The sequence below is a fragment of the Rhodococcus sp. NCIMB 12038 genome (assembly GCF_002165735.1).
Taxonomy (GTDB): domain Bacteria; phylum Actinomycetota; class Actinomycetes; order Mycobacteriales; family Mycobacteriaceae; genus Rhodococcus_F.
The window spans coordinates 192,053-216,677 of the sequence record NZ_NHML01000006.1 but is presented as its reverse complement, the minus strand read 5'-3'; the positions used below and the strand labels follow the sequence as shown (position 1 = coordinate 216,677).

21 protein-coding genes are annotated in these 24,625 nt (G+C 68.1%); 13 read left to right on the top strand and 8 right to left on the bottom strand.

From position 1 onward, the window contains the following. The first annotated feature begins 1,038 nt into the window (after window positions 1–1,038). Entirely contained in the window at window positions 1,039–1,278 is a 240-nt protein-coding gene (locus tag CA951_RS43395) for a hypothetical protein (RefSeq protein WP_179220169.1), read from the top strand. After that, window positions 1,275–1,475, top strand: coding sequence for a hypothetical protein (locus CA951_RS42745; protein ID WP_256973482.1), 201 nt, complete (start codon window positions 1,275–1,277; stop codon window positions 1,473–1,475). Before CA951_RS43395 ends, CA951_RS42745 begins: the two co-directional genes overlap by 4 nt. Window positions 1,476–1,567: 92 nt before the next feature. Here CA951_RS42745 and CA951_RS11200 read toward each other — a convergent pair whose 3' ends face one another. After that, a complete protein-coding gene (locus CA951_RS11200) occupies window positions 1,568–2,698 on the bottom strand; it encodes a citrate synthase 2 (protein ID WP_087556911.1) in 1,131 nt (376 codons plus the stop codon). Window positions 2,699–2,968: 270 nt separating this feature from the next. Between CA951_RS11200 and pdxH the strand changes: the two genes are divergently transcribed. The 5 genes from pdxH (at window position 2,969) to CA951_RS11175 (ending at window position 8,118) form a co-directional block, all read left to right on the top strand. Beyond that, window positions 2,969–3,640 carry a pyridoxamine 5'-phosphate oxidase gene (gene pdxH, locus CA951_RS11195; protein WP_087556910.1) on the top strand — a complete coding sequence of 224 codons (672 nt, stop codon included), beginning with the start codon at window positions 2,969–2,971 and terminating at the stop codon, window positions 3,638–3,640. Window positions 3,641–3,682: 42 nt separating this feature from the next. Next, a complete protein-coding gene (locus CA951_RS11190; protein ID WP_087556909.1) occupies window positions 3,683–4,969 on the top strand; it encodes an MFS transporter in 1,287 nt (428 codons plus the stop codon). A gap of 52 nt (window positions 4,970–5,021) precedes the next feature. Further along, window positions 5,022–5,984 carry an aldose 1-epimerase family protein gene (locus tag CA951_RS11185; RefSeq protein ID WP_087556908.1) on the top strand — a complete coding sequence of 321 codons (963 nt, stop codon included), beginning with the start codon at window positions 5,022–5,024 and terminating at the stop codon, window positions 5,982–5,984. Between the two features lie 428 nt (window positions 5,985–6,412). Next, window positions 6,413–7,708: a citrate synthase gene (locus CA951_RS11180; RefSeq protein ID WP_087556907.1), complete on the top strand. Its 1,296-nt coding sequence runs from the start codon at window positions 6,413–6,415 to the stop codon at window positions 7,706–7,708. A 47-nt stretch (window positions 7,709–7,755) separates the two neighbouring features. Further along, complete coding sequence (locus tag CA951_RS11175) at window positions 7,756–8,118, top strand: FKBP-type peptidyl-prolyl cis-trans isomerase (protein WP_015888813.1); 363 nt, start codon at window positions 7,756–7,758, stop codon at window positions 8,116–8,118. A gap of 29 nt (window positions 8,119–8,147) precedes the next feature. Here the strand turns inward: CA951_RS11175 and CA951_RS11170 are convergent, their stop codons facing one another. Further along, on the bottom strand, window positions 8,148–9,488 hold the full coding sequence (locus tag CA951_RS11170; RefSeq protein ID WP_087556906.1) for a HAMP domain-containing sensor histidine kinase: 1,341 nt from the start codon (window positions 9,486–9,488) through the stop codon (window positions 8,148–8,150). Then, window positions 9,485–10,201: a response regulator transcription factor gene (locus CA951_RS11165; RefSeq protein WP_087556905.1), complete on the bottom strand. Its 717-nt coding sequence runs from the start codon at window positions 10,199–10,201 to the stop codon at window positions 9,485–9,487. Before CA951_RS11165 ends, CA951_RS11170 begins: the two co-directional genes overlap by 4 nt. An 82-nt stretch (window positions 10,202–10,283) precedes the next feature. On the opposite strand from CA951_RS11165, the gene CA951_RS11160 reads away from it, so the two are divergent. Then, entirely contained in the window at window positions 10,284–11,201 is a 918-nt protein-coding gene (locus CA951_RS11160; RefSeq protein ID WP_087556904.1) for a mechanosensitive ion channel family protein, read from the top strand. 29 nt (window positions 11,202–11,230) lie between these two features. Continuing rightward, complete coding sequence (locus CA951_RS11155; protein WP_087556903.1) at window positions 11,231–12,571, top strand: deoxyribodipyrimidine photo-lyase; 1,341 nt, start codon at window positions 11,231–11,233, stop codon at window positions 12,569–12,571. Window positions 12,572–12,592: 21 nt separating this feature from the next. On the opposite strand, the gene CA951_RS11150 is transcribed toward CA951_RS11155, so the two are convergent. Then, window positions 12,593–13,801, bottom strand: coding sequence for an MFS transporter (locus CA951_RS11150; protein ID WP_087556902.1), 1,209 nt, complete (start codon window positions 13,799–13,801; stop codon window positions 12,593–12,595). Between the two features lie 98 nt (window positions 13,802–13,899). On the opposite strand from CA951_RS11150, the gene CA951_RS11145 reads away from it, so the two are divergent. Continuing rightward, window positions 13,900–14,466, top strand: coding sequence for a TetR/AcrR family transcriptional regulator (locus CA951_RS11145; protein ID WP_087556901.1), 567 nt, complete (start codon window positions 13,900–13,902; stop codon window positions 14,464–14,466). 4 nt (window positions 14,467–14,470) lie between these two features. Here CA951_RS11145 and CA951_RS11140 read toward each other — a convergent pair whose 3' ends face one another. Next, on the bottom strand, window positions 14,471–16,405 hold the full coding sequence (locus tag CA951_RS11140; RefSeq protein WP_087556900.1) for a propionyl-CoA synthetase: 1,935 nt from the start codon (window positions 16,403–16,405) through the stop codon (window positions 14,471–14,473). A gap of 95 nt (window positions 16,406–16,500) precedes the next feature. After that, window positions 16,501–17,538, bottom strand: coding sequence for an alpha/beta hydrolase family protein (locus CA951_RS11135; protein WP_087556899.1), 1,038 nt, complete (start codon window positions 17,536–17,538; stop codon window positions 16,501–16,503). A gap of 138 nt (window positions 17,539–17,676) precedes the next feature. Between CA951_RS11135 and CA951_RS11130 the strand changes: the two genes are divergently transcribed. Beyond that, complete coding sequence (locus tag CA951_RS11130) at window positions 17,677–18,072, top strand: GPP34 family phosphoprotein (protein WP_256973480.1); 396 nt, start codon at window positions 17,677–17,679, stop codon at window positions 18,070–18,072. Window positions 18,073–18,151: 79 nt separating this feature from the next. On the opposite strand, the gene CA951_RS11125 is transcribed toward CA951_RS11130, so the two are convergent. Beyond that, window positions 18,152–19,372, bottom strand: a complete 1,221-nt coding sequence (locus tag CA951_RS11125) for an ISL3 family transposase (protein WP_143543037.1) — start codon at window positions 19,370–19,372, stop codon at window positions 18,152–18,154. A 167-nt stretch (window positions 19,373–19,539) separates the two neighbouring features. Here CA951_RS11125 and CA951_RS11120 point away from each other — a divergent pair, with 167 nt between their 5' ends. Both CA951_RS11120 and asnB read left to right on the top strand, forming a co-directional pair. Then, window positions 19,540–21,066 (top strand): HNH endonuclease signature motif containing protein, encoded by a 1,527-nt coding sequence (locus tag CA951_RS11120; RefSeq protein WP_087556897.1) that lies wholly within the window; start codon window positions 19,540–19,542, stop codon window positions 21,064–21,066. A gap of 173 nt (window positions 21,067–21,239) precedes the next feature. After that, a complete protein-coding gene (gene asnB, locus CA951_RS11115; protein WP_087556896.1) occupies window positions 21,240–23,081 on the top strand; it encodes an asparagine synthase (glutamine-hydrolyzing) in 1,842 nt (613 codons plus the stop codon). On the opposite strand, the gene CA951_RS11110 is transcribed toward asnB, so the two are convergent. After that, window positions 23,078–24,571: a carboxyl transferase domain-containing protein gene (locus CA951_RS11110; RefSeq protein ID WP_087556895.1), complete on the bottom strand. Its 1,494-nt coding sequence runs from the start codon at window positions 24,569–24,571 to the stop codon at window positions 23,078–23,080. The genes asnB and CA951_RS11110 overlap by 4 nt on opposite strands. Between the last annotated feature and the right edge of the window lie 54 nt (window positions 24,572–24,625).

Sequence of the window (24,625 nt, the reverse complement as noted above, 5' to 3'; positions counted from 1 at the left end):
GTGGTTCAGGTGGGGAGAGGATGACGCTGTGTCGGTGATGATGCGGGCGACGAGGTCGCGGCCCGGGCTGTGGTCGGGTGGCAGGGGGTGGTGGGGTCGGTGGCCGAGGCGGGCGGGGTGTGATCGGCGGGTCGGTCGTCAGGACCCGGGCGAGGTGTCCTCGTTGTGCCGCGGACGGTAGGCGAGGCCGTCGATGTCGGGGTCGGCGGTCCGCACGGCATCACCCAGCGGTGGGCTCGCACCATTCGGGCGGCGCATCCCGGGCTGGACGGGATGCACCCGGGGTGGTGGGCCGGAGTCTACGGCCGGCTCGGGCGGGTCCACTCACGCGGGCCGTGCTCGGTGTGGCGCGGGTCGACCGGGCACGTGCTATGCGTGGCGTGCACCGGCTCTGGATGTCCGTGGTTGGTGTCTATTCATGTGGGCGACAGGAATTCGCCGATGGTTGTGTTCGACAGCGCCGAGAAATGGGGGCGCCGTCGGTGCGGGCGACGGCCTGGCCGATGCGGGCGGGGAACTGCTTCGAACAGCGGGTGCCATGTCCGAGAAATCTCACGTTGGAAACGGGGCTCGCGGTGGTCGCAGTTGAGCACTACACACGCAGTGTCGGCAGTGGTCGGCCCGGGGCAAGGGCCTATGCCAGCTTCAGCGCCGCCCGTGCAGAGTTCGTTGTCGGCATGCGCGGTAGTGGGTGTGGTTCACGCCGTTGGGTGTGGTGCTGCGGTTGAATGGGGGTATGGGGTCGTCTGCGGTAGATGCACCGACCGTGCAGCTACTGCCATAGTCAGCTGTGGCAGGCGTTGGCGGAGAACGAGGTGGCGTTGGTGTGTGTCCGCGGGCCACACTGCAGCCGGTGGGAGGATCTGATGACACCGGGGAGCGACGCGTTGGGGAAGTTGATGTGGTTTGCCCGGGCGGCGGGAGGTCGCGGAGCAGTGTTGCGGTGCGGACAGCGGGAGTGGGGCACCGGCGGGATGATTTTCGGTGTTGACACCAGGGCGCAGTGTATTTGCGGTGGGGGCCGGTCACGGTCGGTCTGTGCGGAGAATTGTCGCGGATGCCGCGCAGCTCAGTGTTGCGGCCCTGCTGAAGGCGGTGTCCGAGTCGCCGCAGACGCGGGATGCGCTGATGCAGTCGCTCGCCGCCCTCGGGCAGTCCACCGTCAGGGGCAGCGACACCGACGCCGGGGCGTCCGTACCCGCCCGCCGGGCTCCGGACGGCGCCAGCACGACCGGATCCGGCCGGACGGCCCGGTCGGCGAGGACGGCCGACCGGTGAGCCCGTCGCCGCGGTCCACGCAGGCGGTGCGGGCGAGTATCACCGACCGCCTCGACCGGTACGCCACCGACAACGGTCAGAACATCGCTGTGGTGCGCCGCCGATTCGTCATCGCCCGCTTCCTGACCCGCGACGCCGGTCCGCCCGCGAAATTAAATTCTCAGTGGGACAAACCAACACGAGAACTTGTCCGCTGACCAACTGTTTCTCGACTGGCGCGCTATGGGCAGAACCGGACGTCGGCGTACACCTGCTCGTGCTGGTTTCCGCGAGTGAGGATGTCGAACGGTTAGTTGGTGTGGGCGATCTGGTCCCAGCCCTCGACGGACTCGGGGGTGCGGGGAGCGGGCCCGGTGTAGATGGCGGCGGGGCGGACGAGTTTGCCGAGGCGCTTCTGCTCGAGGATGTGGGCGCACCAGCCTGCGGTCCGGCCACACGTGAACATCGCNGGCATCATGTGCGCCGGGACCTCGGCGAAGTCGAGNATGACCGCGGCCCAGAATTCGACGTTCGTCTCGATGGCCCGGTCNGGGCGGCGTTCGCGCAGTTCCGCGAGCGCGGCCTGCTCGAGGGCGGCGGCCGCCTCGTANCGGGGTGCGTTCAGGCGCTTGGCGGTGGCGCGCAGCACCCGGGCGCGGGGGTCTTCGGCGCGGTAGACGCGGTGCCCGAAGCCCATCAGCTTTTCCTTGCGGTCGAGGATGCCCTTGACCAGGGCGCGGGCGTCGCCGGACTTCTCGGTGTCCTCGATCATCGGCAGCACGCGGGCGGGGGCGCCGCCGTGCAGCGGGCCGGACATGGCGCCGATGGCCCCGGACAGGGAGGCNGCGACGTCGGCGCCGGTGGAGGCGATGACGCGGGCGGTGAAGGTGGAGGCGTTCATGCCGTGTTCGGCGGCGGAGACCCAGTAGGCGTCGATGGCGGCGACGTGGGCCGGGTCGGGGTCGCCNTTCCAGCGGACCATGAACCGTTCGGTGACGGTNNTGGCCTCGTCGATCCGNCGCTGCGGGACGGCGGGCTGGTAGATGCCNCGGGCGGACTGGGCGACGTAGGACAGGGCCATGACGGAGGCGCGGGCGAGTTGTTCGCGGGCGGTGTCGTCGTCGATGTCGAGGAGGGGCTGGTATCCCCAGATGGGGGCGAGCATGGCGAGGCCGGCCTGGACGTCGACGCGGACGTCGCCGGTGTGCACGGGGAGGGGGAACGGTTCGGCCGGGGGCAGTCCGGGGCCGAAGCGGCCGTCGACGAGCAGGGCCCACACGTTGCCGAANGTGACGTGCTTGGAGACGAGTTCCTCGATGTCGACGCCGCGGTAGCGCAGGGCGCCGCCGTCCTTGTCGGGTTCGGCGATGTCGCTGGTGAACGCGACCACGCCTTCCAGTCCGCTGACGAAATCGTCCGGTATTGCCGCGCTAGCTGACATAGCTCGTGGACTCTCCTCGTTCGAGTGCCCCCGGTCAGAGCGGCACTGTCTCGGCGTTCGACAATTGCGCTGGGCGTGCATGCGGGATGGGCAGGCACCCTCGTCCGCGCAATCGACTTGCCGTCCCCGGGCATCGCACGAACGCGGCTGCAATCCGAGGGGACGGGTTCGGTCCCCAAAACTTTAGCCGGTGTCACCGGAGAGCAGATCAGTGCATACCCGGGAGTAGCGTTCTCGGCTGTGTCTCCAGATGCAGAACAGCCGAAACCGGTGAACAAGGACCTCGCGGCGATGCGCGTCGGCTACGGGCAGCAGGGCGCCGACGGACGATACGACGACGCCGATCTGGACGCCGACCAGCTGAGCGACGGCTGGCTTCCCCTGATGCGCCGGTGGCTCGAGGACGCCGTGGAGGCCGGGGTTCCCGAACCCAACGCGATGACACTCGGCACCGTCGACGAGCACGGTCACCCGTGCACCCGCACCGTCCTGTGCAAGGGACTGAGTGCCGACGGCGTGCTGTTCTTCACCAACTACGAATCGGACAAGGGCCGCCACCTCGACGCGGTGCCCTACGCATCGGTGACGTTCACGTGGGTGCCCGTCGCCCGGCAGATCACCGTCCGCGGTCCGGTCGAGCGGGTGAGTGCCGAGGTCACGGACGAGTACTGGCACAGCAGGCCCCGCGGATCCCGTCTGGGCGCGTGGGCGTCCGAACAGTCGCGGCCGATCGCGTCGCGGGCCGAACTGGACGCGGCACTGCTGCATGCGGGCGAGCGTTTCCCCGTCGACGTCGACATCCCGGTGCGGCCGGACTGGGGCGGAATCCTGATCCGCCCCGCGGTGGTGGAGTTCTGGCAGGGCCGCGCCAATCGGATGCACAACCGCATCCGGACGTCGCGGGCCGACGGCGCGTGGACGGTGGAGAGGCTGCAGCCGTGACCGTCCGGGAATAGTGAGCATGGGAAACGAGCTAAGGGAAGAATGACCGACACCGTCACCGAGAAGAGGAAGCGGCGGCTGCTCGCCGACACGGCGCCGCTGCAGAACCGGGACTACCGGCGCCTCTGGGCGGCCGGGATCGTGACGGTGATCGGCGGGCAGCTCAGCGTCGTCGCCGTGCCGCAGCAGGTGTACGAGATCACCCGCAACTCGGCGTACGTGGGCCTGACCGGTGTCTTCGCGCTGGTACCGCTGATCGTGTTCGGGCTGTGGGGCGGCGCCCTCGCCGACGTCATGGACCGGCGGAAACTGCTCACCATCACCACCGTCGGACTCGGTCTCACCGCGGTGCTGTTCTGGGTGCAGGCGGCGCTCGGCCTGAACAACGTGTGGCTGGTGCTCGTGCTGCTGGGCCTGCAGCAGGCATTCTTCGCGGTCAACCAGCCGACCCGCAGCGCGATCATCCCGCGGCTCATCCCGCCGGAACAACTGCCCGCGGCCAACTCGCTCAACATGACGGTCATGCAGTTCGGCGCCATCGCCGGACCGCTGCTCGCCGGGGTCATGATCCCGGTGGTCGGGCTGTCCACGCTGTATCTCGTCGATTCGATCGCCCTCCTGGCCACCCTGTGGGCGGTCCTCCGGCTGCCGGCCATCCCGCCGACGGGGGAGTCCCGGCGCGCCGGGCTGCGCGAGGTGTTCGACGGGTTCGCCTACCTCGCCACCCAGAAGGTGCTGCTCGCGTCGTTCGTCGTCGACATCATCGCGATGGTGTTCGGCATGCCGCGGGCGCTGTTCCCGCAGATCGCGCACGACACGTTCGGCGACCCGGCCTCCGGCGGTGTGGCGCTCGGCCTGCTGTTCGCGGCGATGTCCGTCGGCGCGGTGGCCGGCGGCGTGTTCTCCGGCTGGCTGCCGAGGGTCCGGCGCCAGGGCCGCGCCGTGATCGTGTGCATCGCCCTGTGGGGTCTGGCGATGGTCGGCTTCGGCGTCGTCGTGGGACTCGCCTCGCCGGACGGCAGTCCCGCGCTGTTGTGGATCGCTCTGGCGTTCCTCGCGTTCGGCGGCGCCGTCGACATGGTCTCCGCCGCGTTCCGCAGCACCATGCTCCAGCAGGTCGCCACGGACGAGATGCGCGGACGACTCCAGGGCGTCTTCATCGTCGTCGTCGCCGGGGGTCCGCGGATCGGCGACGTCCTGCACGGCGCAGCAGCCGCGGCGGTCGGAACGAGCGTCGCCGCAGCGGGTGGCGGCGTCCTCGTCGTCATCGGCGTGGTGATCGCCGCGCTCGCGTTCCCGGCGCTGATGCGATACAAGGTCACGCGCTAGGTTCCTGTGCGCCATCACATATCTCGTGCGGATCTCGTGCACACTGAAATGCATGGGTGAATCGCAGTCGTCGAAGACGGACAGGCCTGCCACGGCTGGATTCGAGATCCGGGGCGGCGGCTACCGGGCCGGTATCGCGGCCACCGGCGCCGGACTCCGGCTACTCGAACGGGACGGTCCGGACGGGCCGACGGCGCTCACCGAGACGTGGGACCTCGGCACCCGGCCCCCGCTGTCGGCCGGGCTGATCCTCGCGCCGTGGCCCAACCGGATCCGCGACGGCCGGTTCGTCTTCGACGGCATCGACCACCAGCTCGAGATCACGGAGCCGGGGTTCGGCAACGCGAGCCACGGATTCGTCCGTCGCCGGGACTGGCGTGTCGTAAATCACACCGACGACCGCATCGAGTTGTCGATCGACGTCGGCCTCCACAAGGGGTGGCCGTACCCGTTGCGGCTCACCGTCGACTACGCACTCGGCGACGACGGCCTCACCGTGACGCACACCGCCACCAACACCGGGGCCATCCCGGCGCCGTTCGGGATGGGTTTCCACTCCTATGTCCGCGCCGGCGACTTTCCCCTCGACGAGTGCACGCTGCGACTGTCCGCAGGCACCCGGCTGCCGCTCGACGAGCGCATGCTGCCCAGCGGGGGTTCGCAGGCCGTGGCGGGCACCGAATACGACTTCACCAGCGCCCGCACCCTGGCGGGTGTGGCCCTCGACACCCCGTTCAGTGCACTGGACGTCGACGTGGACGGCAGGTCGCGGCACGAATTGCGCGCACCGGACGGCACCGGCACGGTCCTGTGGGCGGCCCGGGAATTCGGCTGGCTGCAGGCGTTCGTCGCGGATCCCGACGCGGGCAAGTCGTACCCGGGCCGCGGCCGGGCGCTGGCCCTGGAACCGATGACGTGCCCGCCGGATGCGTTCAACTCCGGAATCGATCAGTTGGTGCTCGCCCCGGGACAGCAGTGGACCGGTGTGTGGGGCATGTCGGCGCTGGGGTCGTAGCGGTTCGAATTTCGACTACCGGGTGCCCACTTGGTGAGACGGTGTAACACCGGTCGCGGTCCGGTCGATACGTCCGGCGGGGGTTCTTCCGTCGCGGCCGGCGGCCTTTGTGCCATTCTCTGTACTCCCCTCACCGGATCGGGTGACACGGCGTGCGTTCTCCGCCGTCCCCGGCATCGGTGCAGGTAACGAGGCCAGTCCAGTTCCGGGCAACTGGTCCTCACGGATCCCGCACCCGCGCCGTGCGGGCAAATCGGACACTCGCCCAACCCGTTCGGCGACCCTTCCCCGAGGTCGCCGCGCATCCCGCGTGGAAGCCGCGTCAAAGCCTCTGAGCGGACCCGCCTTCGGCAGGCAGGCCAGAGTGGGACTAGTTTCTACCTGAATGAAGTTGTTACTCATTGGTTTGAGCTTGAGAGGGATGCTTCGTGCCTGACAATGACACAAAGCCCACGCTTACCTACCCTGGTGGTGAGCACACGATGTCCATTGCCAGGGCAACCGAGGGCAATGACGGTATCGAACTGGGCAAGCTGCTCGCCAGCACCGGGTACACCACCCTGGACCCGGGTTTCGTCAATACCGCCTCCACCAGCTCCGCGATCACCTACATCGACGGTGAGGCCGGGATTCTCCGTTACCGCGGGTACCCGATCGAACAGCTGGCCGGCAAGTCGACTTTCATCGAGGTCAGCTACCTGCTGATCTACGGTGAGCTGCCCACCACGGCGCAGCTGGAGTCGTTCACCGACCGGATCCGGCGCCACACCCTGCTGCACGAGGACCTCAAGAGGTTCTTCGACGGGTTCCCCCGGAACGCACACCCGATGCCGGTCCTGTCCAGCGCCGTCAACGCGCTGTCCGCGTACTACCAGGACTCCCTGGACCCGGCCGACCCGGAACAGGTCGAACTGTCGACCATCCGTCTTCTCGCGAAGCTGCCGACCATCGCGGCCTACGCGTACAAGAAGTCCGTCGGACAGCCGTTCCTGTACCCGGACAACTCCCTGAACCTCGTCGAGAACTTCCTCCGGATGACGTTCGGCTTCCCCGCGGAGCCCTATGAGATCGATCCCGAGATCGCCAAGGCACTCGACATGCTGCTGATCCTGCACGCCGACCACGAGCAGAACTGCTCGACGTCGACGGTCCGCCTGGTCGGCTCCTCCGACGCCAACCTGTTCACCTCGATTTCCGGTGGCATCAACGCACTCTGGGGTCCGCTGCACGGCGGCGCCAACCAGGCCGTGCTGGAGATGCTCGACGAGATCAAGGCCAGCGGCAGCAACGCAGGCGACTTCGTCCGCAAGGTCAAGAACAAGGAAGACGGCGTGAAGCTCATGGGCTTCGGGCACCGCGTCTACCGCAACTACGACCCGCGCGCGGCGATCGTCAAGCAGACGGCGCACACCATCCTCGACAAGCTCGGCGGCGACGACGAACTGCTCGACATCGCGATGGCCCTCGAAGAGGCGGCGCTGACCGACGACTACTTCGTCGAGCGCAAGCTGTACCCGAACGTCGACTTCTACACGGGTCTGATCTACCGCGCGATGGGCTTCCCCACGCGCATGTTCACCGTTCTGTTCGCCATGGGCCGCTTGCCCGGGTGGATTGCACACTGGCGCGAGATGCACGAAGATCCCGCTACGAAGATCGGCCGTCCGCGCCAGATCTACACCGGTTACACCGAGCGTGACTACAAGGACGTCACAGGTCGCTGATCGCGAACACCTGTGCCGAACCATAGAGCCCTCATCGAGGAGGACACATGACCAAGCCCGAGATCGAGTTCCAAGAGGGACCCGCCCCGACCGACCTGGTCGTCAAGGACGTGGTGGTCGGAGACGGCGCCGAAGCCGTCCCCGGTGGCACCGTCGAGGTGCACTACGTCGGCGTCGAGTTCGAGTCCGGCGAGGAGTTCGACTCCTCCTGGAGCCGCGGCGAGTCCATCCAGTTCCCGCTACGCGGCCTCATCAAGGGCTGGCAGGACGGCATCCCCGGCATGAAGGTGGGCGGACGTCGTCAGCTCACCATCCCGCCGGAGCTCGCCTACGGTCCCGCCGGCGCCGGACATCAGCTGTCCGGCAAGACGCTGGTGTTCATGATCGACCTGCTGGACGTGAAGGAATAGTCTCCACGGTCCGAAGGCCCCGCATCACCTCAGGGTGAGGCGGGGCTTTCCGCTTTCCGGGTCGTGTCGGTGTGCAGTTCCACGACGAGCCGTGCGCCGCCGAGCGGGCTGACCTCGAAACGTGCGGTGCCGTTGTGTATTGCCGCCTGCTGGGCGACGAGCGCGAGGCCGAGGCCCGACCCGCTCTTCGTCGCGTTCGAACCGCGGTGGAACCGTTCGAACACCACTGCCCGCTCGGCCTCGGGTACCCCGGAACCGTTGTCGTCGACGACGACGGTGGTGATGCCGTCGGCCGCTCTCAGCGTGATCGTCACCGCGGTGGCGCCGCCGTGCCGGACCGCGTTCTTGATGGCGTTGTCCAGGGTGAGGCGCAGCCCGCCGGGCATGCCGCGGACCGTCACCGGGGCCGCGTCGACGGTCACCTGCAGGCCCGGATTGTGACGCATCGCCTCCTCCGCGGCGAGGTCGCTGATGTCGACGAGATCGCAGTCCACGAAGTCCTTGTCGGTGGACAGTTCGCCGCGGGCGAGACGCTCGAGGTCGGACAGCGTCGACTCCACCCGCCCCTGCGCCCGGGTGAGGTCGCGCAGGATCTCGTTCTGCTGCGGCTGTGTCAGGTCGTGGGTGGTGAGGACCTCGAGGTCGGTGCGCATCGCCGTGAGCGGCGTGCGGAGTTCGTGCGCGGACACGGCGGCGAAGTCGCGGGCGGTGGCGAGGGCGGCGGTGGTCGCGTCCTGCGCCTCGGCGACGTCGCGCAGCATCGACTCCGCGGCGGAGGCCAATTCGTCGGCCTCCCGGACTCCCGAGGATGTGGGTGTCAGCTTCGGTTCGCGGCGCACGATGCGGCCGGTCAGGTCGACCAGGGGCCGCACCGCGCGACCACCGAACAGCCACCCGAGGCCGCTGGCCGCGGCAACCGCGAGAACGCCCACGAGGGCCACCTGCCGTTGCTGCTCGGACGTCACGTCCTGCGCCTCGGCGTACGGCACGGCGAGGGAGATCCGGGTGCCGAGGAGAGGAACGGTCGCGGTGTACGCTCGGTACTTCGTGTCGCCCACCTCGACGGTCTGCGTGCCGGGGTCGAGTTCGGGCAGCTGGGTGGGGGTGCTGACGAGCACGGTGTCGCCGTCGGCCGAGCGGATCGTGATGGCGAACGCACCCTTGTCGCCCAGCGCGCCGAGGAACAGCCCGGCGGTGGCCGCATTGGGAACGAGTACGTCGGACGCCGTCTCCAGCCGCCGGTCGAGTTGCGACAGGTTGTTGCGGTTGATCGCCAGCGACACCAGGATTCCGAGCGCGACGACGATGATCGTCGCGCCCAGGGCCGTCGCGGCGGCCACGCGGGTCCGGAGGGAGAACGACCGTTTCACGACGGTTCCCGCAGCACGAACCCCACTCCGCGGACCGTGTGCAGGATCCGCGGCTGACCTCCGACCTCGAACTTGCGCCGCAGGTACCCGACGAAGACGTCGACCACGTTGGTGTCGGCGACGAAGTCGTACCCCCACACCAGTTCGAGGAGCCGCTCCCGGCTCAGCACGATTCCGACGTTGCGGGCGAGGACCTCGAGCAGTTCGAATTCCCGCTTGGTCAACGTCACCTCCTCGCCTGCCATGAAGACGCGGCGTGCGGACATGCGGATCTCGAGCGCACCGATCCGGATCGGCGGGGTCGCGGGCGAGTCCGCGGGCGCGGCGGTGGTCGTTCCGTGCCGTCGCAGCATCGCCCGGATCCGCGCGATCAGTTCGGCGAGGACGAACGGCTTGACCAGGTAGTCGTCGGCGCCCGATTCCAGGCCGGAGATGCGGTCGTCGACGGTGTCACGGGCGCTGAGCACACAGATCGGGATGTCGTTGCTCATGGCGCGCAGCGCGGTCACCACACCGGTGCCGTCGATGACCGGCATGTTCATGTCGAGCACCATCGCGTCCGGGCGTTGCTCACTGACCACCCGCAGTGCGTCGGCGCCGTCCACGGCCGTGAGGACGGTGAATCCGGACAGGCGCAAGCCGCGTTCGAGGGACGTCCGCACGTCCTCGTCGTCGTCGACCACGAGGACACTGGCTGAGTCTGTGACGGTCACCCCTGCATTGTGCCGTGACGCGACCGGCGGAGCGTGCGGATGGCAGTTGTCGGAGCGTGTCTCGTCCGTACACTCGTTGGGGATGTTTCCTTCGCTGCAGGCCTTTGAACTGACCGAAACCAACCGTGACTGGCTGATTCACCGGCCGGCCGAGATCGCGGCCTACGTCGTTCTGGCGCTCGTGCTGCGTTTCGCGTTGCACCGGATGATCGAACGGATGACGCGTCCCCGGGAGCCCTCGGACAAACCGGCCATGCTCCGTCCGCTGCGGGAACGCGCCCCGCGCGGTGTCAAGGAGGCGATGGTCAACGAGCGTCGCGCGCAACGCGCCCGGACGATCGGGTCGGTGCTCAAGTCGACGGTGTCGATCGTAGTGCTCATCTGGGTGGTGCTGCAGGTGCTCGCCGTCGTCGGCGTCAACGTCGCGCCGTTCATCGCGTCCGCCGGTGTGATCGGTGTCGCACTCGGTTTCGGTGCGCAGAATCTCGTCCGGGACTTCCTGTCGGGCATCTTCATGCTCCTCGAGGACCAGTACGGGGTCGGCGACGTCGTCGACCTCGGGGAGGCCGTGGGAACGGTCGAGACGGTGGGTCTGCGGGTCACCACGATCCGCGACGTCAACGGCACCCTCTGGTACTGCCGCAACGGTGAGATCGTGCGGGTCGGCAACATGAGCCAGGGGTACGCGGTCGCGGTGGTCGATCTGCCGATCGCGCACGCCGCCAACGTGCAACGGGCGTGCGAGGTGGCGCTGGAGGCCGTCACGGAGGCGGCCAAGGGCGACGCGATCGCGGCGGACGTGCTCGAACCCCCGGAACTGCTGGGCGTGAACTCGGTGACCGCGGAATCGGTGACGCTGCGGATCACCGCGCGGACCAAGCCCGGCAGGCAGTGGGCGGTGCAGCGGACGTTCGCCCGCGCGGCGCTGTCGGCGTTCATGCACTACGACATCGACGCCCCGTACCTGTCGGTGCTGTCTTCGGCTCGCTCCACCAACTGAGCGGCCCGTATTTCGTTACCGTGGCAGACATGGACACCGCACTCGTCTGGTTCCGCCGCGACCTCCGGCTCGGCGACCTGCCGACGCTCCACACGGTCGCCGAGTCGGGGGCGCGTGCGCTCGGCCTGTTCGTCCTCGACGACCGGTTGCTGACCACGTCGGGCGGCGCTCGCCGGGACTTCCTGTTCCGCAGTCTCGCCGCTCTCGACGACAGTCTCGACGGCCGGTTGCTGGTGGTGAAGGGCGATCCCGTCGACGTGGTTCCGCGGGTGGCGAAGAAGGTTTCGGCCGAAGAGGTGCACGTCAGCGCCGACTACGGGCCCTACGGCCGCGAGCGGGATGCCGCCGTCGCCGAGCACGTCGACCTGGTGGCCACCGGTTCGCCGTACGCCGTGGCGCCCGGCCGGGTGACCAAGACGGACGGGGAACCGTACCGCGTGTTCACCCCGTACTTCCGGCAGTGGCTCGAGCACGGGTGGCGCGCGCCGATCGACACCGGTCCCGCGACGGTGGAGTGGATGGACCCGGATGACGTGAAGACGCGGCGGGTGCAGATCCCCGAACCCGAATCCGACGGGTGCGCCGCGGGTGAGGCGGCGGCACTGGAACGGTGGGCGGAGTTCTGCGAGGACGACCTCGGCGGGTACGAGGACGCGCGGGATCGTCCCGGGCTCGACGCGACCAGCCGGATGTCGGTGTACCTGAAGTACGGAAACATTCATCCGCGGACGATGCTCCGCGATCTCGCCCGTCGTCGCAGCAAGAGCGCCGAACAGTACCGGCGGCAGCTCGCGTGGCGGGACTTCTACGCCGACATCCTCTTCCAGCGACCCGACAGTGCACGAGAAAACTACGACCGCCGCTTCGACCACATCCGCTACGACAGCGGGCCCGACGCCGAGGAGGCGTACACGGCGTGGTGCGAGGGCCGGACGGGGTTCCCGATCGTCGACGCCGGGATGCGTCAGCTGAAAGCCGAAGGCTGGATGCACAACCGGGTGCGGATGATCGTCGCGTCGTTCTTCGTCAAGGATCTGCACCTGCCGTGGTGGCGGGGCGCCCGCTACTTCATGAACCAACTCGTCGACGGTGATCTGGCGAACAACCAGCACGGCTGGCAGTGGACGGCGGGGTCGGGGACGGACGCGTCGCCGTACTTCCGGGTGTTCAACCCGACGACGCAGGGCGAGAAGTTCGACCCCGACGGCGAATACGTGCGGCGGTGGGTGCCCGAACTGCGCGGCATCTCCGGAAAGGCCGTCCACGCCCTGAAAGACGGTCGCCCCGAAGACTATCCGCCGCCGATCGTCGACCACGCCCACGAACGGCAGGAGGCCCTGGCTCGGTACGGCGAGATCAAGACCCCGTGAGTACTTGTCAACCGCGGGCGGTTAACAAGTACTCACGGGTGCACGGCGCACGAGGGCCGCCGCGGCGAGGACGATGACGAGTCCGCCGTAGATGCGGGTAGTGTCGACGAGCCCGACCTGCCCGACGAGATATCCGGCGACCAGTGCCGGAACGCTGTTGGCGAGGTAGGCGATCACGTAGATGCTCGACAGCAGTCCCGCCCGCTCGTGCGGTTCGGCGAGCGGCATGACAGTGCGGATGGTGCCCTGGAAGCCGGCGCCGAATCCGATGCCCGCCACCGCGGTTCCCGCGAGGATCAAGGGCGCCGAGGATGTTTCGGCGCCGACGAGGGTGACGGCGACACCGGCGACGAGGGCCGACGCTCCGACGACGAGGATGCGCCGTGCCGCGACGTTGCGCAGCAGGAACACCGCGAGTGCGCCGGTCCCGGTGAGCGTCGCGACCATGATTGCGCCGATCAGCGACGTGTGCACGTCGAGGGCGTTGCGGGCGAGTGACGGTCCGAGCGACAGGTAGAAGCCGCCGAGCGCCCACACGGCGATCAGGCAGGGGCCCGTGGCGACGAGCATTCTCCGCGCGGTGGACGGGACCGCGAGCGCCGGCCGCATCGACGCCAGCGCGCCCTTCTGCCGGACCGCCGTCTCGGGTGCGGCCCAGATGCCGAGGATCTCGATCACGAACAGCGCGAGGAACACCAGGAACACCGTGCTGGTGGGCCGGGGAAGGTGCTCGCTGATCAGGCTCGATCCGATGGCGCCCAGCGCGAGACCGGCGGTGGGCGCCATGCTGTTGACGGTGGCGCCACGGCCCGGTGTGCGCTCGAGGTCGAGCAGGGTGGAACCGAGGGCGCTGATTGCGGCGCCGGTCGCGAAACCCTGCACCACCCGGGCGAGCAGCAGGAGTCCGATACCTCCGGCGGTCGCGAACATGATCATCGAGACCGCCTCGAACACGAGCGCCGTGATCAGCACCGGCCGCCGGCCGACATAGTCCGACAGCGACCCCACGGTGAGCAGCGCCAGCAGCAGGCTCAGGGCGTAGATGCCGAAGACGAGCGTCGACTGCAGCGAGGAGAAACCCCAGTTCGACTGGTACAGCTCGTACAGCGGTGTCGGGGCGGCGGACGCGCCGAGCAGGGTGGCGATCACGACCGCGACCAGCGTGAAGGCGGCGCCGCGGCGCAGTGCGGGTCGAGAGGCCGGTGGTGCTTCGGGTGCAAGGGTCGGCATGGGCGTACTCCCGGAGAACGTTAAAGCAAAAGGTTTGCGTTAACGGACGCTACGCCGCAGCCATTCTTAATGCAACATCTTTGCGTTAGCATGGGGTCATGAGTCCGGCTCCAGGTCCACGCCCCGGAGGGCGCAGCGCCCGCATCCAGCAGGCGGTGCACGCGTCCACCCGCAAGCTCCTCGACGAGCGCGACCGAGCAGACATCACCGTCCCGATGATCGCCGCCGACGCCGGGATCACCCCGTCGACCATCTACCGGCGCTGGGGCGACATCAACGAGGTGTTCGCGGACGTCGCGATCGAGCGACTGCGTCCCGACGCGCCGCCGCGCGAAACCGGCAGCGTGCGAGGCGACCTCGTCGCCTGGGCGCAGGAGTACCTCGAGGAGATGTCCTCGCCGGTGGGGCGGGCGGCACTGCGCGACGTCGTGATGAGCGGCGACACCAATCCGCTCAAGTGCGCGACGTTCTGCCGCACCCAGATCGAGACGATCGTCGGACGCGGGGAGCCGCTCGGCACGAGTGTTCACGTCGCGGTCGAGCACGTGATCGACCACGTGGTGGCGCCGATCATCTACCGCATCCTGTTCGACCTCGACCCCCTCGAAGCGGACCGCGTCGAGGCGCTGGTGGATCAGGCGCTCGACGCGGCCGTCCGGGTCTGAACGGTCAGCCGCCCAACTGCTTCTTCAGCGCGTCGAGGACGGCGACGTCCTCGATGGTGGAGGGCACCGTGTACTCCTCGTGGTCGGCGATCTGCCGCATCGTCTTGCGCAGGATCTTGCCGGAGCGGGTCTTGGGCAGCGCCTGCACGACCGTCACGTCGCGGAACGTGGCGACGGCCCCGATCTGCTCGCGCACCATCGCGACCAGTTCGGTGCGGAGGGTCTCGGGGTCGACGTCGACGCCGGCCTTGAGCACCACGTAGCCGCTGGGCCGCTGGCCCTTGAGTTCGTCGCGGATCCCGACCACCGCGCACTCGGCCACCGCGGAGTGTCCCGCGACGACGGCCTCCATGCTACCGGTCGAAAGCCGATGTCCGGCAACGTTGATGACGTCGTCGCTGCGTCCCAGGACGAACACGTACCCGTCCTCGTCGATGTACCCCGAGTCGCCGGTCAGGTAGTAGCCCTCGAACGTGGCGAGGTACGACTTCACGTACCGCTCCGGGTCGCGCCACAACCCGGCCAGGGTGCCCGGAGGCAGGGGCAGGCCGATAACGATGTTGCCCTCGGCCCCCGCCGGAACCAGGTTCCCGTGCCCGTCGACGACCTGAACCCGGTACCCGGGGACGGGGACGGTGGGGGAGCCGGCTTTGAGCGGCATCGGTTCGAGCCCGCGCAGGTTGGAACAGATCGCCCAGCCCGTCTCGGTCTGCCACCAGTGGTCGACGACGGGACGGTCGAGGACGCGGGTGGCCCACACGTACGTGTCGGGGTCGAGGCGCTCGCCCGCCGCGAACAGCGTCTTCAGTGAGGAGATGTCGTACTTCTCGATCTCCTTCGCGTCGGGATCGGCCTTGCGCACCGCGCGGATCGCGGTCGGTGCCGTGAACAGGGCAGACACCCCGTGATCGGAGATCACCCGCCAGAACGCCCCCGCGTCCGGGGTCCCGACCGGCTTGCCCTCGTAGAGCACCGACGTGGCACCGGCGAGGAGCGGCCCGTAGACGATGTACGAGTGGCCGACCACCCAGCCGACGTCGGACGCGGTCCACCACACGTCGCCCGGCCCGATGTCGTAGATGTTGCGCATCGACCACGTCAGCGCGACGGCGTGCCCGCCGTTGTCACGGATCACGCCCTTCGGCTTCCCGGTGGTGCCCGACGTGTACAGGATGTACAGCGGGTCGGTCGCGGCCACCGGAACCGGCTCCGCGGGTGCGGCATCCGCCGCCAGTGCGTCCCAGTCGAACCACGCCGCCTCGCCGCCCTGGTAATCGGCGGCCGAACCGGGGACCTGCTCCCGGTCCTTGACGATCACCGTGTGCGGAGGGGTGGCGGACAACTCCAGCGCCTTCGCCACCATCGGGAGGTATTCGACGGTGCGCCCCGGCTCGAGGCCGCCCGACGCCGTCACCAGGACCACCGGTCCGGCGTCGTCGATGCGGGTCGCGAGTTCTTTCGCGGCGAAACCCCCGAACACCACGGAGTGCACGGCGCCGATGCGGGCGCAGGCGAGCATCGCGATCGCCGCTTCGGGGATCATCGGCATGTAGACGATCACCCGGTCCCCGGCCACCACGCCCTGGTCCTTCAGGACACCGGCGAACCGGGACACCTCGTCGAGAAGTTCTGCGTAGGTGTAGGTACGGGACGCGTCGGGGACCATCGCCGAGTCGTAGATCAACGCCGCCCGGTCGCCGTTGCCGTCGCGCACGTGCCGGTCCAGCGCGTTGAAGCAGGTGTTCAGCGACGCGTCCGGGAACCACCGGTACATCGGGGCGGCAGAATCGTCGAGCGCCCGCGTCGGCGGCGTCTCCCATTCGACGGCACCGGCGGCGGCCAGCCAGAACTCCTCGGGACTGTCGGCGCTCCGGCGGTAGACCTCGGCGTAGCTCTGGCCATGGTTGTCGCTCGAAGGCGCAGTTCCCGGGGAGCTCATCGATACACGTCCTCTCGTCGTCCTGTGACCCGAAACACCCTATGCGACGTTGGGTGTCCGGGGCACCGTCCGGACGGAGTTGTGCGGTGTGCCGGTCAGAGGCCCAGGGAACCGGCGATCATGGGCCACGAGTTGTGCAGGTCGTCCTGCCAGTAGCCCCACGAGTGGGTGCCGGTGGGCCGGAAGTCGTACGTCGCGGGGATTCCCAGCGAGTTCAGCCGGTCGGCCAACCGGTGGGTGCACTCGTTCGTTCCGGCCTCGATGATGCCGCCCACGATCACCTGATTGGCCAGCACGCCCACATCTCCGTTGATGTCCGGGCCGTTGAGGTTCTCGTGGACGCCGGGCAGTCCGGTGGCATTGCTGATGTACAAGTCGATTCCGCGCAGCTTCTCGGCATTGATGACGGGGTCGTTGGCCACCCAATCCGGATCGTCGTACGGTCCCCACATGTTCTCGACGTCGCCGCCGCGGACGCTCACGACGAACGTGACGTAGTCGCGGCCCGGCTGGGTACTCGTCTCGGCACACCCGCTGAACGCGCCGACCGCCCGGTACAGCGAGGGCGCCGCCTCGGCCAGGCCCAGGACGGACGTGCCCGACATCGACAGTCCCGCGATGGCATTGTCGCCGGTCGTTCCGAGCGTTGCGTCGACGATCGGGGGAAGCTCCTCCGTGAGGAACGTGGTCCATTTGTTGACGCCGAGGACGGGATCGGGTTTCTGCCAGTCGGTGTAGTAGCTGTAGGCGCCGCCGACGGGGGTGACGACGTTGACGTTCTTGTCGGCGAAGAAGCTGACCACGTCCGTCCGCGCCTGCCACGTCGCCGAATCCTCGCCGCCACCGGCACCGTTGAGCAGGTACAGGGTCGGCCGGGGCACGCTCGTGTCGGCGGGGCGGATGACCTCGAGAAGGATCACCTTATCCATCGCCGCCGAGTAGACGAACATATTCAGCTGACGGCCGTTGATCTCCTCGACGTGATCGAGGACGGAGCCGTCCGCCGAGGCCGGCTTGTCGGCGGGAAGGGCCCGCCACACGTCCGCAGATGCCGTCGCCACCTGACCGAACATGGCAGACGAGGCAATGACGGCGACCGCCAGGAGTGCCCGACAGTGTCCGATCGCGCTCATAGCCGCTCCTCGTGCTTGACTGCGGTGCCCGACAACCGTCCGCTGATACCCGGAAACATTCCCCCTTCACGGTAACCGGCAAACATTCCCCGGGGCGGCTGAACGGACACCGGACTTCGCGGCGAAGTCCGCCCTGTCGTGGTCGGGACGGCGCGAGGCCCCAGGATCCGCTGCTCGGCCGGGCAGACGATCTCATCGGCACGTTCAACTCATCGGCACGTCCAACTCATCGGCACGTCCAAGCCGCTGAAACCGGAAGCAGCGATCGAGAAGCTCACCGAGAACCTGCGCGAAGAACTCGCTGCGCGCATCGTCGACGCGGGATGCGTCCGCGAGGAGAAGGGCAAGGTGCTCGGCATCTTCCCCACCACCCGGTGGCCCGAGGTCGACGGCAGCCACGAACGCACGGTCCGGAACGAACTGAGTGCCGCACTCCTCGACGGGGTCACCCCCACCCCGCGCACCGCCGCACTCGTCTCGCTCCTCTCCTCCGTCGTCGCTACCGTCCCCGTCATCGTGGCGGGGAGTCGGTAGGCGGTGTCGGACCCACCGGTGTTGCGGGGTCTTGTGGAACACAAGGGGTTTCGCTATGGTAGAACACATGTGCCCCTCCTTACGTTTGTGTGGGCAGTTTTACCTCGATTCCGCCGAGATTGAGATAGATCATCGCCGTCAGTGATTTTGCTGAATGATGACCGTAACCGCGGGCATTGATTAGTCTGATCTTCGAGTTGATCCCCTCGATCAGGGCATTGGATATCCCCAACTCGATTGCTGCACAGATTTGCTCGGATTTCTTGTCGATCATGCGGGCCAGTTGTACGAACGCGTTGATCCCGCAGGACTGCGCTTCTTCGATCCACCGCCGTAGATACCGTGCAGCGTTCTGGGGCGCGATCTTGCGGTAGAGATCGCGGAACTGCTCCTTCAGACGCCACGCTGTCCCGACCTCGGTATCGGCTGCGGTCACCGTCCGCAGCAACGACTTGTGTTTCTTGGTGAGCCGATTCTTACCGAGCCGCAACACTGTGCGAGCTTTACGCCATTCCGGGGCTTGCATCGACAAGGTCCGGCGAACAGACGCCGCGTCGGAGAACACACGATCCAATGCTCGGTTCACCCACTGCATCACATGAAAGGGGTCCATACACTGACGAGCCTGCGGGACGTGATCCTCTGCGGCGGCACGGAAGGCGGGAGAGCCGTCCATCGACACCACCTGCACCTTGTCGCGCTCTTTCGCCGACTGCTGCTCGAAGAACTCCGAAAACGAGTCTCGGCCCCGGCCCTCGGTAATGTAGACGACCTTGCCGGTGTCGTGATCGCCGACGATGGTGAGGTACTTGTGCGGATGCCGGTAGCAGATTTCGTCGACTCCGATTCGATACAAATTCTCGAGCCTGCGCGAGTCGATCAACGCATCGACTGCCCGCGTGACGATGGAGGTGACCGTCCGCCATGCACAGCGCATCAAGGTCGACACCGAGGTCCGATCGGTGCGGGTGACCAACCACAGCACCATGTCCTCGAAGTCGCGCGTATGCCGTGCTGTCGGACGCGCCCACGGAATGTCCTCGGTCCGGACGCCGCAGGTCGGGCACTCGATCCGTCGGATCGGATACTTCAACCACACCTTGTGGCGGCCGAAGTCGAGATGGCGCCAGCGCCGCGGCGCGTGGTCGTAGGCTGCGGCGCTCGTGTAGCCGCATGGGCACTTCACACGGCGTGCTGCGAGCCTGACGGTGACCTCGACGGAGTCGTCTGTGATCGACACATCCGACACCGATGCACCGGGGATTTGAAGCAGACGGTTAAATGCAGTACTGACGCGCACGTGTAGCGGTCCTCCGGGTTGAGGTTGGTGTAGGAACCCCGAAATCTAGAGGCCCAACACGTGCGCGTCCCTCATTTCACCGGCAACTCGCCGAACGCTGCGTCGAACAACACAACCCACCCTGAACAGCAGAAATGACGCCCACACAAACCTCAGGAGCGCCACACATGTTCGATACGGGGGTATTGGATCGGGGGGTTCGCGAGACGGTTTGCTGTCTCGCCGACGCGGAATCCGACGCGGAATCCGACGTGGGTCTGGTCGAGTTGATGACCGACCTGCATCGCAGTGAGTCGGTGGTGGCCGAACGGAAGCTGGCGGTGATCGCGGAGCTGTTCGTGCGCCGCACTGCCGAGATCGAGACGGACGGGGCGTGGACGTCGACCGCGCACGAAGTGGTCGAGGCCGAGATCGGTGCCGCACTCACCATGGGGCGAGCGGCGGCAGGCCGGCTGATCGGCCTGGGAATGTCGCTGCGCACCCGGTTGCCAGCGACCCGCGAGGCCATGGCGCGCGGCGACCTCGACATGCACCGGGTCCGCCTGATCGAGGACGCGACGGCGAACGTCACCGATGACTGCATCGGCGAGGTCGAACATCAACTCCTCGAACAGGTTCTGGCCCCACAACGCTCCGGTGGAACCGGGTTGACCGGCCGCAGGCTGACGAACGCCGCCAACCGCATCATCGCGAGGCTCGATCCCGCAGGGGTGCGGGCCAAGCGGGAGAAAGCGCAGGCCGACAGGTTCGTCGGAGTCAGCGCCGCCGAGGACGGCATGTGCCGCATCCTCGGATCCCTCCCCGCCGTGCAGGGCCGGGCATTCGACGCACGCCTGCGCGAACTGGCAAATACGGTGTGCCCGAAAGATCTTCGAACCTACGAACAGCGACGGGCCGACGGACTGTCCGCCCTCGTCGACGGTGCCGGGTACGTGAAATGCGAATGCGGGCGGGTTGATTGCAGTCAGGACTCGCGAATCGTGCCCACGGCGCGCAAGCCGCTCGTGCACCTGATCATGCTCGACTCCACCCTCGCGGGCCACGACGAACCGGGCTACCTCGACGGCTACGGAATCGTCGACGCCGCACACGCACGCGAGATCGCAGCCGACGCCGACGTCGAAACGGTGCGGCCACCGAGCGTCACCGCGGCGACCACGTACCGTCCCGGAACCGTTCTCGACACCTGGCTGCGGATGCTGGCCGGCGGGTGCGAATGGTTGCACTGCGATGTCGCGGCCTGGAACACGGACCTCGATCATCATCGGCCGTTCGACCACTCCGATCCCGCCGCCGGAGGTCCGACGGTGGCCGGGAACCTGACCGCCTACTGCCGAAACCATCACAGGCTCAAACATTCCGGTCATTGGCAGGTGGACGCCGAGGGTGGAATCGAGTTGATAGCGCCCACCGGGCACCGATACCGTCCGCGGTCCTCGGGAATTCTGGGCGCGCGCGGGGGTGATCGCATCGCTGACCCCGCGTCCCGCCGCCGCACCCGTGCGCAGAACACCGCTGCCCGGATCCGGGCCGAGCGCCGCCGACGGCAGGCGCACCTGGACGCGGCACGACGCCGGCGCGGGAAACCGAGCGTGTCGGAACCGTCGAACCCACCGGATCCATCGAAGGAGCCGAACCCGCCGAACAGCCCACCCGCCACTCGCGCGGCACCCGACGAAGCCGCACCGTTCTGACCGGCGGCGATTGCGGGCCCACCGCCTGTGCGTCGAAAGGGGTTACCGTGGAACATAGGTGGTTAGCGAGAGTAAAGAACTGTCAATGTGATTGCTACGGTTCGGACTCGGTTCACCGCCTCGCAACTGACCATGCGCCGAAGGAAGAGCGCCAGCGACAGCCGGAGGAACACATGTGCGGAATCACCGGATGGATCTCGTTCGACCGCGACCTACGCGTCGAGCAGTCCACCGTGGATGCCATGGCCGAGACGATGAACTGCCGGGGGCCGGACGATCGCGGCACGTGGGTCGTCGATCATGCAGCGCTCGGGCATCGACGGCTCGCGATCATCGACCTGCCGGGCGGGCATCAGCCGATGAGTGTGGGCACCCCCGGCGGGACCGTGGCAATGGTCTACTCCGGGGAGGTGTACAACTTCGGTGAACTGCGCGAGGAACTGTACGGGCGCGGTCACCGGTTCGCCACGAACTCCGACACCGAGGTGGTGCTCCACGGATATCTGGAGTGGGGCGAGGCCGTCGCGGAGCGGCTCAACGGCATGTACGCGTTCGCTGTCTGGGATTCGCGGACCGACACCCTGGTGATGATCCGCGACCGCATGGGCATCAAGCCGTTCTACTACTACGAGACCCCCGACGGTGTGCTGTTCGGTTCGGAACCCAAAGCGATCCTTGCCAATCCGATCGCCGAGCCGACCGTCACGATGGACGGGATCCGTGAGCTGTTCGCGTTCGTGAAGACGCCGGGCCACGCCGTGTGGGAGGGCATGCGTGAGGTGGAGCCGGGCACGGTGGTCACCGTCTCGCGCACCGGACTGCGGACGCACCGGTACTGGACCCTACAGACCCGGCCGCACACCGACGACCGGGACACGTCCGTCGCGCACGTCCGCGAACTGCTCGACGACATCGTGCGCAGGCAACTGGTCGCCGACGTGCCGCGCTGCACGCTGCTGTCCGGTGGTCTCGACTCCTCGGCGATGACGGGCATCGCCGCCGAGCAACTCGCCGAGGTGGGGGAGACAGTCCGCACGTTCGCCGTCGACTTCGTCGGGCAGACCGAACATTTCGTCGCCGACGAACTGCGGGGCACTCCGGACACCCCGTACGTGCACGACGTGGCCCGCAGGTCCGGGACCGCGCACCAGGACATCGTCCTCGACTCCGACGACCTCGCCGATCCTGCGGTGCGCGCGAAGGTCATCCGGGCACGCGACATTCCGATGGGCCTCGGCGACATGGACGCGTCGCTGTATCTGCTGTTCAAGGCGATCCGTCAGCACTCCACCGTGGCGCTGTCCGGCGAGTCGGCCGACGAGGTGTTCGGCGGCTACAAGCAGTTCTTCGACCCGAAGGCGCAACAGGCGAGCACCTTCCCGTGGCTCGTGCAGTTCGCCGAGCACTTCGGCGACGAGAGCAACATCTTCACCCCGGACGTGACGGCGGGCCTGCACATCGACGACTACGTGCAGGATTCGTACGATGCGGCGATATCCGGGATCGACCGGCTGGACGGCGAATCCGACTTCGAATGGCGGATGCGCAAGATCTGCTACCTGCATCTGACGCGGTTCGTCCGGGTCCTGCTCGACCGCAAGGACCGCGCGAGCATGGCCGTCGGACTCGAGGTGCGGGTGCCGTTCTGCGATCACCGGCTGGTCGAGTACGTGTACAACACGCCGTGGTCGCTGAAGACGTTCGACGGCAAGGAGAAGTCCCTGCTGCGGGCCGCGACCAGGGATGTGCTGCCGCAGTCGGTGATCGACCGGGTGAAGTCGCCGTACCCGTCCACCCAGGACCCGAAGTACGCGGTGGCGTTGCAGCAGCACGGCAAAGACCTGCTCGGTGACCCGTCGCACCCGGTGTTCGGCCTGGTCAGCGCGGACTGGCTGTCGCGGGCGGTGTCCGTCGACACCCCGCAGATCACTCAGGTGTCGCGTCGCGGACTCGAACGCACCCTCGACCTCGCACTGTGGATGGACATGTACAAGCCGACCATCAAACTGTCCTAGTTCAGGCCGAGGTTCCGGTAGCGGGCGAGCCGGGCCGCGAAGCGCTCGCTCTCCGGAACCCCGGTCAGGGCGCGGAGTTCCCGGGAGATGGCCTCGCCGACCCGCTTGGAGAAGTCGACGGCCTCGTCGGCGGCGTCCGGATGCTCGGGAATGATGGCGTCGATGACGCCGTCCCGCAGCAGGTCGAGGGAACGGATGCCCTGGGCGGCGGCCATCTCGGGTGCGTGAGTGGTGTCGCGGTGCACGATGGCGCTCGCGCCCTCGGGAGGCAGCGGGGCCAGCCACCCGTTCTGCGCGGCGAGCACCCGGTCGGCGGGCAGGAACGCCAGCGCCCCGCCGCCCGTGCCCTGACCGAGCAGAACGGACACGGTCGGCGTCTTCAACGTCACGAGGTCGGAGATGCAGCGCGCGATCTCGGGGGCCAGCCCGCGTTCCTCGGCCTCCTGCGACAACGCCGCACCGAGAGTGTCGATCACCAGGACGAGGGGGATCTGCAACTCCTCGGCCAACCGCATGCCGCGGCGTGCCTCGCGGAGGGCGGCGGGCCCCATCGTGTTCAGCACCGACTGGCCGGCGCGGTCCTGGCCCAGCAGCACGCACGGCGCGCCACGGAAACGGGCCAGCGACAACAGCACCGTCCCCTCGGTCTCGCCCTGACCGGTGCCGCTGAGGGGCACCTGCTCGGTGGCCGCGTGCCGCAGCAGGTGGCGGATGCCGGGCCGGTCGGCGCGCCGCGACAGCATCACCGACTGCCACGCGGGAACGTCGGGGATGTCGACGTCCGGCACCGGTTCGGTCGCGGCGGGTGGCGTCGGCGGATCGATCAGCACCCGCAACGCACGGTGCACGAGCCTGCGCAGGCGGGTGGCGGGCACGACGCCGTCGATGACGCCGTTGCGGTACAGGTTCTCGGACGTCTGCACGCCTTCGGGGAACTTCTCGCCGTACAGCGCCTCGTAGACGCGGGGCCCGAGGAACCCGACGAGTGCACCGGGTTCGGCCACCGTGATGTGCCCGAGGGAACCCCAGGACGCGAACACGCCGCCGGTGGTCGGGTTCCTCAGATACACGAGGTAGGGGAGATGGGCGGCCTTGTGGGTGGCGACGGCCGCCGCGATCTTCACCATCTGCACGAATGCGACGGTGCCCTCCTGCATGCGGGTGCCGCCCGACGTCGGGGACGCGAGGAGGGGGAGACCCTCGCTGGTGGCGCGTTCGATGGCGGAGACGATCCGCTCGGCGGCGGCCACGCCGATCGAGCCGGCCAGGAACGCGAACTCGCACGCGATGACGGCGACCGGGCGACCGCGGACGGTACCTACGCCGGTGATCACCGATTCGTCGACGCCCGACTTCTCAGCGGCCTTCTGCAGGTCGGACCGGTACTTCTCGTTCGGCCGCGCGTCGACGGGAGTGGTGTCCCAGGAGACGAAGCTGCCTGCGTCCAGTACCAACTCGAGCACGTCGTGGGCGGAGATCTTGGCAGCCATGGACCTGAGAGTAGCGGTCGGGCCGGGCCGGTAGATGTCTGCTACGACGGGTGA

What these genes read in the sequence shown, in the direction of transcription:
- CA951_RS11135 (WP_087556899.1), bottom strand. Translation starts at nt 17,538, where the DNA reads ATGAGCGCGATCGGACACTGTCGGGCACTCCTGGCGGTCGCCGTCATT.
- CA951_RS11110 (WP_087556895.1), bottom strand. Translation starts at nt 24,571, where the DNA reads ATGGCTGCCAAGATCTCCGCCCACGACGTGCTCGAGTTGGTACTGGAC.
- CA951_RS11160 (WP_087556904.1), top strand. Translation starts at nt 10,284, where the DNA reads ATGTTTCCTTCGCTGCAGGCCTTTGAACTGACCGAAACCAACCGTGAC.
- CA951_RS11155 (WP_087556903.1), top strand. Translation starts at nt 11,231, where the DNA reads ATGGACACCGCACTCGTCTGGTTCCGCCGCGACCTCCGGCTCGGCGAC.
- CA951_RS11150 (WP_087556902.1), bottom strand. Translation starts at nt 13,801, where the DNA reads ATGCCGACCCTTGCACCCGAAGCACCACCGGCCTCTCGACCCGCACTG.
- CA951_RS11140 (WP_087556900.1), bottom strand. Translation starts at nt 16,405, where the DNA reads ATGAGCTCCCCGGGAACTGCGCCTTCGAGCGACAACCATGGCCAGAGC.
- CA951_RS11175 (WP_015888813.1), top strand. Translation starts at nt 7,756, where the DNA reads ATGACCAAGCCCGAGATCGAGTTCCAAGAGGGACCCGCCCCGACCGAC.
- CA951_RS11120 (WP_087556897.1), top strand. Translation starts at nt 19,540, where the DNA reads ATGTTCGATACGGGGGTATTGGATCGGGGGGTTCGCGAGACGGTTTGC.
- CA951_RS11185 (WP_087556908.1), top strand. Translation starts at nt 5,022, where the DNA reads ATGGGTGAATCGCAGTCGTCGAAGACGGACAGGCCTGCCACGGCTGGA.
- CA951_RS11145 (WP_087556901.1), top strand. Translation starts at nt 13,900, where the DNA reads ATGAGTCCGGCTCCAGGTCCACGCCCCGGAGGGCGCAGCGCCCGCATC.
- CA951_RS11190 (WP_087556909.1), top strand. Translation starts at nt 3,683, where the DNA reads ATGACCGACACCGTCACCGAGAAGAGGAAGCGGCGGCTGCTCGCCGAC.
- asnB (WP_087556896.1), top strand. Translation starts at nt 21,240, where the DNA reads ATGTGCGGAATCACCGGATGGATCTCGTTCGACCGCGACCTACGCGTC.